Source organism: Acinetobacter baylyi DSM 14961 = CIP 107474, from assembly GCF_000368685.1.
Lineage (GTDB): Bacteria > Pseudomonadota > Gammaproteobacteria > Pseudomonadales > Moraxellaceae > Acinetobacter > Acinetobacter baylyi.
The window spans coordinates 337,910-355,132 of the sequence record NZ_KB849626.1; the positions used below are offsets into that span (position 1 = coordinate 337,910).

16 protein-coding genes are annotated in these 17,223 nt (G+C 40.9%); 11 read left to right on the top strand and 5 right to left on the bottom strand.

Going from position 1 to position 17,223, the window contains the following annotated elements:
• The first annotated feature begins 6 nt into the window (after nucleotides 1-6).
• From F952_RS05760 to rplS, 7 genes are all read left to right on the top strand, one after another.
• On the top strand, nucleotides 7-4,359 hold the full coding sequence (locus F952_RS05760; RefSeq protein WP_004923840.1) for a pilus assembly protein: 4,353 nt from the start codon (nucleotides 7-9) through the stop codon (nucleotides 4,357-4,359).
• A 61-nt stretch (nucleotides 4,360-4,420) separates the two neighbouring features.
• The gene (locus F952_RS05765; protein ID WP_004923843.1) at nucleotides 4,421-4,930 is read left to right on the top strand and encodes a type IV pilin protein; all 510 of its coding nucleotides are present in this window, start codon (nucleotides 4,421-4,423) and stop codon (nucleotides 4,928-4,930) included.
• Nucleotides 4,930-5,364, top strand: coding sequence for a type IV pilin protein (locus F952_RS05770; protein WP_004923844.1), 435 nt, complete (start codon nucleotides 4,930-4,932; stop codon nucleotides 5,362-5,364). Before F952_RS05765 ends, F952_RS05770 begins: the two co-directional genes overlap by 1 nt.
• A gap of 147 nt (nucleotides 5,365-5,511) precedes the next feature.
• Nucleotides 5,512-5,769, top strand: a complete 258-nt coding sequence (rpsP, locus tag F952_RS05775; protein WP_004923845.1) for a 30S ribosomal protein S16 — start codon at nucleotides 5,512-5,514, stop codon at nucleotides 5,767-5,769.
• 19 nt (nucleotides 5,770-5,788) lie between these two features.
• Nucleotides 5,789-6,337 carry a ribosome maturation factor RimM gene (gene rimM, locus F952_RS05780; protein ID WP_004923846.1) on the top strand — a complete coding sequence of 183 codons (549 nt, stop codon included), beginning with the start codon at nucleotides 5,789-5,791 and terminating at the stop codon, nucleotides 6,335-6,337.
• 47 nt (nucleotides 6,338-6,384) lie between these two features.
• Nucleotides 6,385-7,134 carry a tRNA (guanosine(37)-N1)-methyltransferase TrmD gene (gene trmD / locus F952_RS05785; RefSeq protein WP_004923847.1) on the top strand — a complete coding sequence of 250 codons (750 nt, stop codon included), beginning with the start codon at nucleotides 6,385-6,387 and terminating at the stop codon, nucleotides 7,132-7,134.
• Between the two features lie 141 nt (nucleotides 7,135-7,275).
• Entirely contained in the window at nucleotides 7,276-7,647 is a 372-nt protein-coding gene (rplS, locus tag F952_RS05790; protein WP_004923849.1) for a 50S ribosomal protein L19, read from the top strand.
• A gap of 69 nt (nucleotides 7,648-7,716) precedes the next feature.
• Here rplS and F952_RS05795 read toward each other — a convergent pair whose 3' ends face one another.
• Complete coding sequence (locus F952_RS05795; RefSeq protein ID WP_004923853.1) at nucleotides 7,717-8,685, bottom strand: esterase/lipase family protein; 969 nt, start codon at nucleotides 8,683-8,685, stop codon at nucleotides 7,717-7,719.
• Nucleotides 8,686-8,816: 131 nt separating this feature from the next.
• Nucleotides 8,817-9,848: a lipase secretion chaperone gene (locus tag F952_RS05800; RefSeq protein ID WP_004923856.1), complete on the bottom strand. Its 1,032-nt coding sequence runs from the start codon at nucleotides 9,846-9,848 to the stop codon at nucleotides 8,817-8,819.
• Nucleotides 9,849-9,993: 145 nt separating this feature from the next.
• Here F952_RS05800 and truB point away from each other — a divergent pair, with 145 nt between their 5' ends.
• The 3 genes from truB to F952_RS05815 all read left to right on the top strand — a co-directional run bounded on the left by truB (nucleotide 9,994) and on the right by F952_RS05815 (nucleotide 12,280).
• Nucleotides 9,994-10,899, top strand: coding sequence for a tRNA pseudouridine(55) synthase TruB (gene truB / locus F952_RS05805; RefSeq protein WP_004923859.1), 906 nt, complete (start codon nucleotides 9,994-9,996; stop codon nucleotides 10,897-10,899).
• A 12-nt stretch (nucleotides 10,900-10,911) separates the two neighbouring features.
• Nucleotides 10,912-11,682 carry a sulfite exporter TauE/SafE family protein gene (locus F952_RS05810; RefSeq protein ID WP_004923863.1) on the top strand — a complete coding sequence of 257 codons (771 nt, stop codon included), beginning with the start codon at nucleotides 10,912-10,914 and terminating at the stop codon, nucleotides 11,680-11,682.
• 148 nt (nucleotides 11,683-11,830) lie between these two features.
• The gene (locus F952_RS05815) at nucleotides 11,831-12,280 is read left to right on the top strand and encodes a hemerythrin domain-containing protein (protein ID WP_004923871.1); all 450 of its coding nucleotides are present in this window, start codon (nucleotides 11,831-11,833) and stop codon (nucleotides 12,278-12,280) included.
• Nucleotides 12,281-12,295: 15 nt separating this feature from the next.
• Here F952_RS05815 and F952_RS05820 read toward each other — a convergent pair whose 3' ends face one another.
• The 3 genes from F952_RS05820 to serA form a co-directional block, all read right to left on the bottom strand.
• The gene (locus F952_RS05820) at nucleotides 12,296-13,180 is read right to left on the bottom strand and encodes an EamA family transporter (RefSeq protein ID WP_004923873.1); all 885 of its coding nucleotides are present in this window, start codon (nucleotides 13,178-13,180) and stop codon (nucleotides 12,296-12,298) included.
• 78 nt (nucleotides 13,181-13,258) lie between these two features.
• On the bottom strand, nucleotides 13,259-14,146 hold the full coding sequence (locus F952_RS05825; RefSeq protein ID WP_004923876.1) for an EamA family transporter: 888 nt from the start codon (nucleotides 14,144-14,146) through the stop codon (nucleotides 13,259-13,261).
• A gap of 92 nt (nucleotides 14,147-14,238) precedes the next feature.
• On the bottom strand, nucleotides 14,239-15,471 hold the full coding sequence (gene serA, locus F952_RS05830) for a phosphoglycerate dehydrogenase (protein WP_004923879.1): 1,233 nt from the start codon (nucleotides 15,469-15,471) through the stop codon (nucleotides 14,239-14,241).
• 267 nt (nucleotides 15,472-15,738) lie between these two features.
• Here serA and F952_RS05835 point away from each other — a divergent pair, with 267 nt between their 5' ends.
• The gene (locus tag F952_RS05835; protein ID WP_004923881.1) at nucleotides 15,739-17,148 is read left to right on the top strand and encodes an FAD-binding oxidoreductase; all 1,410 of its coding nucleotides are present in this window, start codon (nucleotides 15,739-15,741) and stop codon (nucleotides 17,146-17,148) included.
• Nucleotides 17,149-17,223: the final 75 nt, after the last annotated feature.

The window sequence follows — 17,223 nt, forward strand, 5'->3', positions numbered from 1 at the left end:
ATAACAATGAAAAAATCGATATACACTCAGTATCTCAACTCTCTTTATTTGGTCTTGCAGCATAAGTTCAGTATTTTCAGTATTTCAGTATTTAGCTGTATGCTAATCATGACTTCTGTTGTGCAGGCAAGCGATGTAGAGGTTTACCAGCAGGGAGCGCAGTTTGATAAACGACTGATGCTTATGGTCGATCAGTCGCGAAGCATGGGAGGAGCTGGAGCACTTGATCTATTAAAAGAATATCCAATTTGTGTGGGCAAAGGGGTATCCAATGTTTTGGGCTCTGGTGGCGGGTTAGGCATACTCGGCGACAAAGACGCGCTGGAATTGGTGACCGATACAGTAGGTGCGGTCGATCAGGTTGTTTTACAAGGCTTACTGGGTGGAAGTCTTGATCCGCTTTTAAAAATCACTACTGAATCACCCAGTAGTAAATATAACTATGCACGTAATTACTGTACTGTTGTTACAACCGATTTGGTAGTGAAAACATTAGATGGTTTATTAAAACCTTTACTTGGGGCAACAGGGTTAGATGCAAAAAGTTATATTGAAAATACTTGCGACTTTCAGGCGAATATCCAATTATTAAACAGTGTTTCTGTTGTAGGCGTTTATCGTTGCTATGATAAATTGTCCCGTGTAAAAAATGCTTTGACAGATGTGTTGCTGGGGAATGATAAAACTGGCTTAAAACCTTTGCCAGATAATGTCAGTGTTGGATTATCAGCGATGCCTGTAGATATCATGACTAAAGATCGAGCAGGTCGGATTCTGGCACCAGCATGTAAGTTATCTACAACAAAAGCCAGCGATACATCAAATCAATGTTTTGAAAAGGGATATGCGGGTTCGGCAACGACCTATCGTGGTTATTTAGTGGAAAAAGTTGCTAATGGTATTCAATCTAAAGGTGAATTTAATCTTCAGAATATATTGTTGATTGTTCCCAAGCTAGTTGCTGCATTGGTAGGGGATGTATTCAACAAGCTAATAGGAATTCTTACCAATCCAATTCGAGGGTTAACAGATCTTCTTGAATTTGAAAACACAGCAAATGTTATTAATGACTTGTTAAAAACACTGGGTTTATCTGGGAATATTCCAACAGCAAGTACCTACGCAGAAACGGGGGCGTACCTGCTTGGAACATCGACCAAGGGTACAGGCGCTAGACAAATAGCAATGAGAATTATTCCAGTAAAAATTCTATTTATTCCGCTGTTAGGCTGGTACGATTATAAATGTGATAAATATGGAAAAGACAGCTGGCAAGCTGATGGTGTGACGTGTAAGGATGATGCCTGGCAGTATAAGCTTGGTGGAATATCAACAACCAATCTTATACAGGTAAATGATGATCTGGTCAGCTCCCTTATCAGTGATGGTGTGGTGGGGGGACTCTTAAATGGTGTGGTTGGTAACATCTTGGGAATCAAGGTCTCAGAGAAACATCTTTACTATGGCTATGATTCACAAGCCGATATTGAATATAGTGGTTTTAATTATCGAGATAATTCTGTTCCAACCAGAAATAATAATCAGTTTTATCAGGCACCAGCAAATCAGCCACAATGTAATGCCAGCGGAATTATGGTGATTACTGGAGGTGTTCCAAATATTACCCCAACTACAACGGATGTTTTACTACAACCATCAGGTAAAGAAGGTTTGGGAACAAAAAATGCAATAGAGCGTTTAATGGGACGTTCATTGGATACCCAAGCAACAGATCTTTCCAGATTGGATCTGCAAAGTGTCTTTCAATGCGATGAGAGTGCTGGTTTAAAATCTACAACTCTCAGTAGTCGCGATTATGCTACATGGAGTTGTATTGGAAATTACAGCAAAAAATTGCTGGATAAAAATGTGTCCACTGGCGTGATTGGAGTGGGGCGGGAGTTTATTACCATTCCGAGCACAAAAGATTCTGCACAACTTGAAGCATCAATGAGTAACTTGAATAATTCACTATTAGGACAGACTGTTCCTAATCTAGTTAAAGATACTTTGAATGTGCTTTTGGGTGGACCATTGGTGAATGGATTGACTAACTTACTTGGAAATTTATTTCCAACAGATGCAGAAGATGTTAAAAATTTGGCACGTTGGGGTGTGCTGGGCAAGGGTGGATGGTACAACTCTGCAAGTTCAGAGAATATTGCGAATAGTGTTTATTCATTTTACTCAGATTTAGGGGTTACGAAACGAGAGACTTTCTTGGGAGCACCAGTAATTCCAACAGATCCTTTAACACCATACAATTTAAATAATTACGTTTTTCAAAATATGTTTGTTCCAGATGATAAACAAACATGGTTTGGTAACGTTAAAAAATATATGACAGATACTGGTGAAACAATCCAGACTAAAACTTTTCAAGATGTCTGGAGTAATCAGAATATTGATCAGACTAATATTTTGAGTGGTGGCGTGATTGATAAATTACCTATTGCTTCTGGCAACAACGCATCTACGCGTCAGCTTTATATCAATCGGACTTGTGATACAAAAGCCAAAAAATACGATGTCTCTAATGCGATTAGTGCAGTTGGTAATAATTACTATACTCAGCTCTGTGCAGGCCAGACTACGGATCCGCGCCGTAATGATCTGATGAATCTGTTGGGCTACCAGATTCAAAGTGTCAATAATCAGGAAACTTTAGTTGCCAAGCCTGAGTACCGCAAGATTGGTATGGTTTTACATTCAACACCTATCAAAATCACACAGTCTGCCACAGTTAAGGATGATGGTTCTTTGACACGAGATGACTATCTTGTATTCGGTTCAGCAGAAGGTCTATTACACGTTGTAAATGCAGATACAGGCGTAGAAAAGCTAGCATTTTTACCAAATGAAATGCTGGAAAATTCTAAACAACGTAAAGCATTTACAGGCAATGGTCTTGAAGGCCATGATAGTTTTAGTAACATGCAATATGGTGTAGATGGGCCATGGACTGCCTATACCGAATATGTCTGGAATAGCAAAGACAATAAATTAACTGTAGGTAAATCTACTACTGATGCTGTTTGTATTAAAGATGGTGTATTTACAGGAGCATGTGGAAAACAATATCTTTATGGTGGTTTGCGTATGGGAGGGCGTAGTTATTATGCGCTTGATCTGAATGATCTTGCTGCACCAAAACTCAAATTCTATATCGATCCAGCAAGTGGTCGGGTTTATTCCGATGCCTATCCTGGTGGCAAAAGTTTTGATGCAATTAAAAATATGGGACAAAGTTGGTCAAAACCGACCATTGCTTGGATTAACTGGCAAGGCAAACGTAAGTTGGTTATGTTTGTAGGTGGTGGCTACGACGCTGGCGGTACAGATGGCAATAGTAATAACGGTGGCTATGAACTTGCGAATTATAATCAGACCAATAAGCGTGGTGCAGGCGTTTACATGTTTGATGCCGAAAATGGTGATTTGCTTTGGTGGGCAAATAATTTGGCAACGACATCAAATGACGTTTCGAATAGTGCCTTAAATACAAATATGCAATTCAGTGTTGTCGGTAGAATCAATACAGTAGATCGAGATGGAGATGGTTTAATAGATCATCTTTACTTTGGTGATTTGGGGGGGCAGTTATGGCGAGTCGATATTAATAATCGTGTAGATGCCAAGCAGTTTGCTTCGGCTGCGCTTCTTCTCGATTTACAATCTAACAGACCTACAGATCTTAAAGATACAAATGTCCGTTTCTATGAAGCACCTGTATTTAGTATTTATGGTTATGGTAGTGAGTCGCTTGCAGTTTTGAGCATTGCTTCAAGCAATCGTAGTTTGCCAATTAGTGATAAAAGTGCGGGTGCTATTTTTAATATCTTTGACAAGGATGTAACTCAAGTCAGTTTCACCACACGGGATACCTATACAGATAATAAAAATCTGGTTGCATATTCTCAATTACCTAAATGGGGGGCTTTGACCAATGAAAATAAACCGCAATATGGTTGGTATGTGAAACTCATTGATCAGCAAAAAGTAATGGATGAAACAGCAGTAATCAATAAGAGTTTGTATGTCAGTATCTATGATCCGATTGCTCAGGATGGGCGTGTTGCAGATTGCTCAATTGGTATACAAGGCTTAAGTAGCATCCGTCGTTATTGTTTACCTTATGGCGTATGTGAAAAACAGACCGATTTATCAGGAATGCTAAAACTCGGAAAAGGGATTTTACCTGTAACAATTGGCTCAGGCTCAACGGATAATAAATCGACGAGACAATTGATCGGTGGATTTAGCAAAGACGAGCGTACCAACGCTGCCAACGTACTTGGGCAAAATACCCTACGCCGTCAGATCGTACCATTAAAATGGTATGAGCAAAGCACCCCTTAATCTGAAAATCGCCATACTGAATGATGATTTGGTATGGCGTTAATGCTCAATGGAGAACATAATGCAGCATCACAGACAGGGTTTTACGCTGATTGAATTGATGGTCGTAGTTGTGATTATTGCAATTTTTGCTGCCATTGCGATTCCTAGCTATCAGGAATATATACGTCGTTCAAATCTAGCAATGGCTCAACAGGAAATGCAAAAACTAGCAGAACAGCTTGAGCGTTATCGCTCTAGAAATTTTTCCTATAAAGGGTTTGATGCAACGTATTTATATCAAGATAAAAGTGGTCAAACCCTTGCAAAATTTGATAGTACAAAACAGATTGTACAGCTACCATTAGATACATCAAATACAAAGTATACTTTGGCTGTTGTAGATACAACAACCAATAATCCGTTACTAACTTCAGCAAATGCTATTGGACAGGGCTGGGCGATTAAGGCAATGAGTGCAGATAATAATAATTATTCATTATTGCTCACAAATACAGGATTTAGCTGTAAAAATAAAACATGGGCTAATATTAGTTCAAGCTCCTGTGGTACAGGCTCGGAGAGTTGGTAATGAGAGTAAGACATGGCTTTACATTGATTGAACTCATGATTGTAGTTGCTATTATTGGAATTTTAGCAGCAATTGCTTATCCCTCTTATCAAAACTATAAAATTAGAGTGAATCGTAGCGATGTACAGTCTGAGCTGATTCGGGTTTCACAGCAATTGCAAAGTTATAAAATGGTGAATCATGGTTATGCCAATGCTTCACTTGCTGGACTTGGCAATGCAGCCAGTTATCCTGTAACTGGCACAGCATTTTACACACTAAATTTGGCGGTAGATTCAGATAATCAGGGATATGTACTCACAGCAACACCTATATCGAGCACAATGCAAGCTGGTAATGGCATTATCTGTCTGAATCAGGATGGGCAAAAATTTTGGAGCAAAGCCGCAACGGCATGTAGCCTGAGTAGCAACTCGACTTGGGATGGGCGTTAAATGCAAATTCAAAACTGTGGATAAGCCAAAATTTAATCTTTCATTCACTTTAAATTTGACGTAGAATATCGCCCTCTATGAAAGGGGTTTGAAGTGTTGCCGGTGGTCGGCGCAGGGATAATCCGTAAGAATTATAAGGCTTTTATCATGGTTGTTATTCGTCTAGCACGCGGTGGCGCAAAAAAACGTCCATTCTATCAAATCGTTGTAACTGATAGCCGTAATGCACGTGATGGTCGTTTCATCGAACGTATTGGTTTCTTCAACCCGACTGCTCAAGGTCAGGCTGAAAAACTTCGTTTAGATGCTGATCGTTTTGCTCACTGGGTATCTCAAGGTGCTCAACCGTCTGAGCGTGTTGCTTCTTTAGCTGCTCAAGCTAAAAAAGCTGCGACTGCTGCATAAGTTTTGTAGTAGGTAGCCCATGACACCAACACAGAATGTTCCCGAAGATCGTATTCAGATTGGACAGTTACGTTCAGCATATGGATTAAATGGGTGGCTCTGGGTGTATTCCAATACAGAACCCATGAGCAATATGTTTGACTACCTGCCTTGGTTTATTGAAACCAAAGCAGGCTGGCAAACAGTAGATGTAAAACGTTGGAAACCACATGGCAAAGGTCTGGTCGTTTCGCTGAAAAATGTGAGTGATCGCAATGCAGCAGAAAGCCTGATTGGATCGACAATCTGGGTTGCCAAGTCTCAGCTTCCTAAAACGGATGTTGATGAATACTACTGGTCAGATTTAAAAGGCTTAACGGTGTTAGGTCTTGATGAAGAAGAGCAGGAAGTCAATCTTGGTCAAATTCATGAATTGTTTGAAACTGGCGCTAATGATGTGATGGTGGTCCGTGCCACAGCAGACAGTGTGGATGCTGAAGAGCGCATGATCCCATGGCATAAAGATGTGGTACAACGGGTTGATCTGGAAGCAGGCCGTATTTATGTCAATTGGGGCGTAGATTACTAATCCACTTGATGGATGGCAAACGCAGTTGGAAAATATAGGAGTCTGCGATGTTTTTTGCAGTCATTACACTTTTTCCAGAAATGTTTGAGGCAATCACTGCTTATGGAATCAGCGGACGTGCAACCAAACGTCAGATTGCAACAGTTAGCTGTATTAATCCACGTGATTTCGCAGAGGGTAACTACAAACGGGTGGATGAACGTCCATTTGGTGGTGGCCCAGGTATGGTGATGATGGCGGAGCCTCTGGCAAAAGCGATTATTCATGCCAAACAGCTTGCTGAGCAAGCAGGTTGTGTTCATGCGCCAGTGGTATATATGTCGCCACAAGGCAAAACCTTAAATGAACACGCGGTACAACAATTTGTCGATTATGACGGTTTGATTGTGTTGTGTGGTCGTTATGAAGGTGTCGATGAGCGTTTGATCCAGCACTATGTTGATCAGGAATGGTCAATTGGAGATTATGTATTATCGGGAGGTGAGCTTCCTGCGATGGTGTTACTGGATAGTATTATTCGGCGGTTACCAGATGCGATGTCTGACGAGCAATCTCATATACAAGATTCTTTTGTGGATGGTCTTTTAGATTGTCCACAATATACCAAGCCTGACCATTTTGAAGGGTTGGATGTTCCTGAAGTTCTAAAATCAGGACATCATGCCAATATTGAAAAATGGCGTTTTTTGCAGCGGTATCAACGTACTTTAGATCGTCGACCTGAACTGGTTGAAAAAGTGACGTTGACCAAGCAGCAAAGAAAATGGCTAACATTTTTAGATGACTCAAAAAATTGAGTGATCTGATATAGGCTCTTTATTTTTATACCTTGAGTATAAGTAATAGAGGGAAAGTTAAACGGGTTGATATGCGTTTTAGCCTCTGTCCCCAGCGGTGTAAGAGACCTCTTCTCTCCCGCACATACTGGAGATTCCACAATGAGTGGTAAACATCCTTTAGTTCAAGCTGTAGAAAATGCACAGTTAAAATCTGATATCCCTGCTTTTGCTCCTGGTGACACAGTGATTGTCCAAGTTAAAGTAAAAGAGGGTGATCGTGAGCGTCTTCAAGCATTTGAAGGTGTTGTTATTGCGAAGAAAAATCGTGGTTTAAACTCTGCGTTTACAGTACGTAAAATTTCTAGCGGTGTTGGTGTTGAGCGTGTTTTCCAAACTCACTCACCAGTTGTTGCTAAAATTGAAGTGAAACGTCGTGGTGACGTGCGTCGTGCTAAACTTTACTACCTTCGTGAGTTGTCTGGTAAAGCTGCGCGTATTCGTGAAAAATTGCCAGCGCGTAAACGAGGTTAATTTTAACTTCGCTTATCAGCATAAAAATGCGCCTGATTGGGCGCATTTTTTACATCTGGTGCATCTTAATTATAGATTTTGACCTTTGAGACGATTGGCATGTTGTCTAAAGATGGATACGGGGTCTTGTGCAAAAATAGATCGTAAACCCAGAATTTGATTGACTTCATCCAGATGATTCCATACGTAATTATCTCGAATTACTGTACCCAAGTGACTGCTACATGAAGGTACCAGCCCGTCATTGTTTTTGCCACTAAATACACTGGTCAAGCTCAGGCCATAATCTGAAGGATCGAGTGGATTGGTTAATGGAGAAGCACCGCTCCATGAATAATAACGTACACCATTGACAGAAGATTCACCTTGACCGCATGCAGTCGTTGGTACGCCAGCAGGAAAGATTGCATTAAATTTACCAGCACCTTCAGTGGATAGACTATACGCTGCACCGACAGAGTTCATTGGATATTTCTGCGGATCATCGAATTGTCCTATCGTAATAAAATTCATTGCGACATTGAAAATGGTCGCAATAGGCGCTTCTAATGGTGTGCCAGCCAGTGTTTTATAAATCAGATCAGCCAGTGGGGCACCTTTGGCAGGGCCACCAATCGTTGAAACGGAAGCAATATTTGCAGGGAGAACACCAGCAACATAGCGTACAGTTTGGGAGCCATGACTATGCCCAATCAGATTAACTTTTTGTGCGCCTGTAATGGCCAGAATGTCCTGAACTTCAGCAAGTAATTGTTCGCCTCGAAATTCAGATGTATTGGCAGTAGATTGACGGGTTACCCAGACATTGGCACCATTTCTGGCCAAATCTTGTGGAATCTGATACCAATAATCTAACCCAAAGGCTTCTGTGCCTAATTTATTAAAACCGAATAGTCCATGTGAGAGAACAATCGGATATTTGGTCTTTGCATAATCGGATATGACAAAAGATGTAGTTGGATTCTGAATTGGACTGGTTGCAAATACAGGTTGGGTTAGAACCAGCAATAAAGTTGTAAATAATAATTTGAATTTCATTTTATTTCCCTAAATTTCATTTTTCTGAGTTTGAAAATTCATCCATTTTCAAACCGCATATTATTTCCGTTAAAACACGGGTAAAGCTAAATTAAGGTCTATTTTCTCCTTGATTAAATAGTGATATAAAATTATTCAGAAAAGGGTAAGCTTTGTCCTTGATCTTTTGCAGATTCAAATGCTTGTACCCGAATCTGATCCTGTGGTGCAGTAAAATTTTTACTTCTAAGTGCACTGATGGCGTTCTGTTTCGCTGTATCACTCATATTGCTGTTTAAAATAGTCTGACGCTCATCAAGATACTGAGTGACGTTACTTTTCCAGTTTGAGCGTTCGACATCCAATTGTTCTAGACGTGCAGTGGCATCATGTCCAACCAAATTGGTTCGCATATCATGTAACTCTTGTGCTGAGCCTCCATTCTTTTTGATTGATGTGGTTAATTGCTTTAAATCATCCAATTTTGAAAGTTGTTCAAGATTCGCTTTCCAGTCTTGGGGCAATTGATCAAATAATGCTTTGAGTTGCTTGGCTTTTTCAATCTCACTGAGTTTGCTATTATTTAGAATCGCCATCCGTTCCAGGGTATATTGGTTATAAATATCTTCTGAGCCGAACAGCCCTGCAATTTCTGTCGCAGAAAAAAAACGTTGTCTGAGCATCTGTCTAGAGGTAAATACTGCACGATAATAAGCAATATCAGTTTTGGCGATCGCTGGTTCTTTTAAATTTCCGAGTTCTTCGCGATATTTGAGATAACGTTGCCATAAATCTTGTGCCTGATCGCGTGCAGGCTGGGGAAGACTTTGAGTGAAGTAATTTTTGATGTCTTGATCAATTTGAGTCAGGCTTTTCTCGCCGTATTGCGTAAGAAAATATTCAAAGCAGTTACGTGTTTGTTCATTGACGATTAAGTGGTTAGCTGCATTGAGCTGAAGTTGGCAATTCACTTGAGTATCATGCTGACTTACACTACCAAATGGTGTCGTATTTTCAGAAAGTTGATTCTGCTGCCCTGGACTGGTTGCTATAATTGCTGAGGCATTCGTACTCTCAATTTGAGAGGATGCATTGGCAGTATCTTTTGGCATTAACCAATAGATGAATATCATTAATAATGCGACTAACCCAATCCCTAGGTAAATTTTTTTCGATCCATTCATGTTTTTATATTCCAATACGACGCAATTTTTATTTCATCATTGAATTGAATGATTATAAAAATAGCATAACTTTGGACAAATAATACAAAAACGGATGAATGAATTTTTTAACATTATATTTAATTTATTTGATGTAGAGCACATTATGACTGCAAAATCCAGCAAGATATCGAGACGCCCTGTGAGTGGTGTATTTCTTTTGAATAAACCTTTGGGACTCAGCTCAAATGGTGTACTTCAAAAAGTCCGCTGGTTGTTTCGTGCGCAAAAGGCTGGTCATACAGGTGCACTTGATCCACTGGCGACTGGTTTATTGCCGATTTGTTTAGGGGAGGCGACCAAGTTTTCACATTATTTGCTTGACTCGACCAAGCGTTATCAAACCGTGGTCAAACTGGGACAAGTGACGACTACAGGTGATGTTGAAGGGAAAGTTGTACAGTCGCGTTCAGTCCCACCACTCACCCGTGACATGCTCGAATTGGTATTGGATGGGTTTCGCGGCGATATCCAGCAAGTTCCGCCAATGTATTCTGCTTTAAAGCGTGATGGCCGCCCATTATATGAATTGGCACGTCAAGGAATTGAGATTGAGCGTGAAGCACGCCCAGTCACAATTCATGCTCTCAAACTTGTCGATTTTGATACAGAAAGCCTAACGTTAGATGTGACATGTTCTAAAGGCACTTATATTCGCGTATTGGGTGAAGATATTGGTGAGGCATTAGGCTGTGGTGGGCATTTAACTGCCTTGCATCGTGTACAGACTGGACATTTTGAACTTGTACCTGAATATACCCTTGAATATTTAGAACAACTGAATGAAACAGAGCGGGATATGCTATTATTGGCGCCCTACGCACCAGTCGATTATTTACCACAGGTTCAAATTCCAGAAGGTCGTCTTAAATATTTCTGCAATGGACAAGAAAGCAATATTGACCACGATGCAGTACCAGAAGTTCTGGTATTTGAGGGTGAACGTTGTTTAGGACTTGCTGAAATCACAGATAAAAAAAGATTGGTGCCGAAACGTCTTTTAAATTTATAGGCATGACATTAGATGGAAATTGAAGTTCTTCTTAGCTTAATCTTTTTTGCGTTTTGTGCAGGTGCAATTGATGCGGCAGTAGGAGGCGGAGGATTAATTCAAATTCCAGCGATTATGGGGACGTTTCCACAAATGTCTCCTGCAACCGTTATTGGAACCAATAAGTTATCTTCAATTTTTGGTACAGCATCGGCAGCGTATACCTTTGTTCGCAAAGTGAAACTTCAGTGGAAATTGCTGGCCGTCATTGCGGTTTGTGCGCTAATCAGTTCGTTTCTGGGCGCTGCATGTCTATCGATGATTCCGCAATCAGTGTTGAAACCGTTTGTTTTTGTCATGCTGATCGTGATTGCAATTTATACCCTAGTTAAGAAAAACTTTGGTCAGGTTCATTTTGACTTAAAGATTACGCCAAAAGTCTTGGTACTTGCAGCGATTGGAAGCCTGCTCATTGGCTTTTATGACGGAATTTTTGGCCCTGGTACAGGCAGTTTCTTTATCTTCTTTTTTATTCGCTTTCTCAATGTCGATTTTTTACATGCATCGGCTTTGTCAAAAATTGGTAACTTCATGACCAATCTGGCTGCACTCAGCTTTTTGGCGCCTACAGGTCATGTCATCTTTCAGATTGGCTTCATAATGGCAGTTGCTAATGTGGTGGGGTCGGTGGTGGGTGTCCGTGTTGCTTTAAAATATGGTAGTGGTTTTGTACGTGTCATTTTTTTGATTTTAGTCTCTGTTCTGATTTGCCGGATTGGTTATCAAATCTTTGTAACGGGTTAAAGCACCTAACAACGTTTTGATACAGATCATTGACATGAATGATCTATTCTCTCAGACAAAACAAAATAAACTAAAAGAGCATTCCATATGTGGAGTGCTCTTTTTTCTTGTTTAGCCACTAAAAGAATAGCCATAATAGGAATAAATCATGAATATCTTTGAAGCCTTACGTGAAAGTCATGACCAGCAGCGTACATTATCAGAACGCTTGATTCAAACCAGCGGTCATAGTGAAGAACGAGAGCAACTCTTTCAGGCATTAAAAAATGAATTGTGGGCACACTCTGTCGCAGAGGATCGTTATTTATATATTCCATTGATGTTTAATGATACAGGTCTGGATATTACCCGTCATGCTTTGTCTGAACATCATGAAATGGATGAATTGGTCGAACAACTTGAGCAGACTGATATGAGTAGCCCAAGTTGGCTGGCAATTGCTAAACAGCTCAGCGAGAAGGTCCATCACCATTTAGAAGAAGAAGAACACAAGTTTTTTCAACAGGCAGGTAAAATTCTGGATGATGCAGAAAAGGAAAAGTTAGGGAAGCAATACTTAAAAGAGTATGCAAAATACAAAAACCCTGAATTGACTTAAACCAACTTAAGTAGATTAAGCCGATTCATTGCTATTTAAATTATTTTCGGTTTTGGCGCGAAACGTGACTCCCACCGATGCCAGCATAATGCAGCCTAGCGCGATCCATTGCAAAAAACTGATCTGCTCGTGCAGTAGAACAAGCCCTGTTAGAGCTGCTAATGCTGGAGACAAGCTGGATAAGGTTCCATAACTCATTTTGCTGAGTCTTTTTAAGACAAACAAGTCCATTGCATAAGGGATCACAGTCGCTAATATGGCAATGATAAGTGCTTTATACCAAGACTCAGGATTTAAAACATGATCTGGCTGATGCACCAAACCAATGGGCAATAAGACGAGTGCAGAGAGTGTAATGGCGATGGTCAGTGCATGCATACCAATATTCTGGCGAACCACTTTATGTCCATAATAAATATAAAGCGCCCAGCAGAATCCTGCACCTAATGCAAAAGCTGCACCAGTGATTGAAAACTCCGTGGAGGTGGTTTGTTGCCATGGCACCATTAAGGCAATTCCCAAGATTGCACAACATACCCAGATATAATCGCGTCGTTGCTGAATAGAGAGCAAAGCCAATCCCAAAGGACCGATAAACTCCAGCCCAACCGCAATGCCTTGTGGTAATTTGCCCAAAGACATATAGAACAAAACGTTCATTACACAGAGTGCAGCGCTATAACAGAGTAGATTGTGCCATTTCAGGGTCGAAAGTTTGGATAAAATTGTCCATGAACGGAACATGATGAAAACGAGAACAGAGGCAAAGCATAGCCTGAGAATAGTCACACTCAGTGGATCAAGCGTTGCGATAAGCTGTTTGGCAAATGAGGCACTAATTTGATAGCACGTCATCGACAATAACATGGCCAAAACTGCAACAAATGGCGCATTAGACATCACGATTCATCCAGAAAATACCGCATTATGCGAAATAAAACGTTCTCAATATTTGTTGAATATTATAAAGATTAAACTTTAGTTTTGATGTGCTTTGGACTGACGGGCAAGCTGTGTGGTGATTGTACAGCCTACTGAGGCAATAATGATCGTGACTAATGCCAGCCATTGATTCCACATCAGTTTTTCTCCTAAAAATACAAAGCCTGAAAATGCGGCAACCGCAGGCTCTAGACTCATAAGCGTACCAAAACTCAGCGCAGTCAAACGTTTAAGCGCTAGCATTTCAAGTGAAAAGGGCAAGGCACTGGCTAAAATGGCCAAAGCAATAAAATAAAAGATATGAGGCAATTCAAATACACGATCAATAGCCCCCATCCAGAGTGCAATTGGAAGCAGAATCAGCATTCCTACAGTCATACCCAAAAAAACTGTATGGTTACCAGAAATACCTGAAGGTTTCTGACCTGCAATAATATACATGGCCCAACACGCACCTGCGGCTACTGCAAAGACTATACCTGTCAAATCAAGTCCATGACTAGCCTGCTGAAATGGAAATAACAGCAGTAAACCAAGAATCGCAAAACTGACCCAGATAAAATCGTACTTCTGGCGGGCATAATACAATGCAACACTCAAAGGACCAATGAACTCAAAAGCAACCGCAATACCCAGAGGCAAACGTTCGAGTGAAAGATAAAACAGTGCGTTCATACCTGCCAGCGCAAAACCATAACTGACAATGGCTTTCCAGCGGATTGCTCGCCATTGGATTTTCCATGCCTGAAAAAGAATCGCCAGTATGATTGCTCCAAAAAATAATCGCATGGCCGACACAGTGAGTACAGGATAGCTTTGGAAAAGGACTTTGGCCAAAGAACCACTACTTTGTACACTGATCATGGCGACAAGCAGAAATAACACAGCCTGTAATTGTGATTTCGGGCTAGAGAACGACGACATTTTTTTTGAACAATAGGTATATTTGGTTCATCTTAATTCATGTTGATATAAAAAAGCCACAGACGGTCTGTGGCTTTCTCGAGATGCATCAATTAGAACAGAACGCGAACGCGAATAGTACCTTCAACCTGGTTGAGCATATCAAGTGCTTCTTGAGAAGCAGATGCATCTACATCCATGATCAGGTAACCGATATCACCTTTAGTCATCAAACTTTGACCAGAGATATTGATATTTTGTTCTGCAAATAGATTATTGATTTTAGACAATACACCTGGAATATTTTTATGAATATGCAATAAACGGTGCTTGCCTTCAGTCAATGGTAGTGCAATTTCTGGGAAATTGACCGCAGATAGGGTCATACCTTTATCAGAATAAGCCACAAATTTTTCTGAAACTTCAAGTCCGATATTGGCTTGAGCCTCCATGGTTGAACCGCCCACGTGAGGTGTCAGGATCACATTGTCCAGACCACGTAATGGAGAAATAAATTCTTCACCATTGGCTTTTGGTTCTTTCGGGAATACGTCTACCGCAGCACCTGCAAGGTGACCTGATTTCAACGCATCTGCTAAGTCTTCGATGATCACACACGTACCGCGTGCCGCGTTCAAGAAGATCGCACCTTCTTTCATTTTGGCAAATTGTTCTTTCTTGAAGAAATTACGTGTAGATGGAACATCTGGTACATGCAACGTCACAACATCAGCAGTTGCAAGTAATTCATCCAAAGAACCCACTTGGCGAGCATTACCCATTGGAAGCTTAGTGACTGTGTCGTAATAAATGACGTGCATGCCTAAGCTTTCAGCCAAGACTGAAAGTTGTGAGCCAATTGAGCCGTAACCAACAATACCTAATGTCTTGCCACGTGTTTCATAAGAACCTACAGCAGATTTGTCCCAGCCACCACGGTGACAGACTGCAGATTTTTCAGGTACACGACGCAGAAGAAGGATCAATTCAGCAAGCACCAGTTCAGCAACTGAACGGGTGTTTGAATAAGGCGCGTTAAATACAGGAATACCACGTGCCATTGCTGCTTTTAGATCTACCTGATTGGTTCCGATACAGAAACAACCTACTGCGATGAGCTTGTTCGCAGCTGCAAAGACATCTTCTGTCAACTGAGTACGGGAGCGAATACCAATAAAGTGAGCATCCTTGACGGCTTCTTTCAGCGCATCGCCATCCAGTGCTGTCTTGCGATAATCGATATTGGTATAACCCGCTGCATTTAGAGTGTCGACTGCGTTTTGATGAACGCCTTCTAACAATAAGAAACGAATTTTGTCTTTAGGTAGTGATAGATGTTGGCTCATTACGGCTCCGCTACAAAGGCCAAATTTAGTCGCGATATCATATCACAACTCGTGCTGCATGTTTATCCATTATAAATAAGAGATATGACTGACATCATGGAATAAATTTCAGATTATTGACAATCGGGTTTGGGCTGTGATTGGTCATTTAATTCATGTGATTGGCGTTCTATCTGAATCAGAAGCTTTATCCTGCGACTGCTTACATGTAAAATAAATCTAGATTCCCTCAATCCTCCTGTTTATTTCTTGCTAGGCCTGTAAACGATGAATGCTCCAGTCGCTTTAACACCTGAGTTACTTACCCAGTTAACAGCTATTGTTGGTGAAAACCGCATTAAAACCGACACCGATAGTCTTGAAAATTGGGGGCGAGATTACACCAAGCATTTTGATCCAAACCCATCAGTCATCGTTTTTCCTTCGACCACAGAAGAAGTGCAGGCGATTGTAAAACTTGCGAATCAGTTTAATGTTGCGATTACACCATCGGGTGGTCGTACTGGCCTTTCTGCGGGTGCTGTGGCTGCCAATCGTGAAATCGTGATCAGCATGGACAAGATGAACCAAATTCTGGAATTCTTTCCTGCAGATCGTATGGTGCGTGTACAGGCAGGTGTGGTGACCGAACAATTACAGCGCTATGCCGAAGAGCAAGGCATGTATTATCCAGTCGATTTCGCTTCGGCAGGTTCAAGCCAGATCGGTGGAAATATTGGCACCAATGCAGGTGGTATTAAGGTCATTAAATATGGCATGACCCGTAATTGGGTGCTCGGTCTGACAGTTGTGACGGGTAAAGGTGATATCCTGCGTCTGAATAAAGGCATGATCAAAAATGCAACAGGTTATGCGCTACAGCATCTATTTATTGGTGGTGAAGGGACATTGGGCTTAGTCACGGAAGCTGAAATCAAACTGGAGCGTCAACCACAGAATCTACAGGTGATGGTACTGGGTGTTCCAGATTTTGAAGCAGTCATGCCTGTATTACATGCATTCCAAAAGGATATTGATTTAACGGCATTTGAGTTCTTTGGCGAACTTGCCATGCAAAAAGTACTCGATCATGGTCATGTGCAACGTCCATTCGAAACGCAATGCCCATTTTATGTGCTACTTGAGTTTGAAGCACCGTATGAGCCGATTATGGACAAAGCCATGCAGATTTTTGAACACTGTATGGAACAAGGCTGGGTACTTGACGGCGTGATGAGCCAGAGTCTGGATCAGGTCGAAAGCTTGTGGCGTCTGCGTGAAGATATTTCTGAGTCAATTGCACCGTTTATTCCATATAAAAATGATATTTCAGTGTTGATTACGCATGTTCCAGCATTTATTCAAGAAATTGATGCAATTGTGCAGGAAAACTATCCTGACTTTGAGATTTGCTGGTTTGGTCATATTGGTGATGGTAATTTGCATTTAAATATTCTCAAACCTGCAGATTTGACCAAAGATGAGTTTTTTGCCAAATGTCAGGTAGTGAATAAGTATGTATTTGATACCGTAAAAAAATATAATGGATCAATTTCGGCAGAGCATGGTGTAGGCATGACTAAAAAACCATATCTTGAATATACGCGCTCGCCAGAAGAAATTGAATATATGAAAGCCCTCAAACTGGCATTTGATCCGAAAGGAATTATGAACCCAGGGAAACTCTTTGATTTATAATATAAATCATGCCGAGGACTACATAGTTACTACAGTGTAACTGAAAAAGGCGTAGCATCATAAAGCTACGCCTTT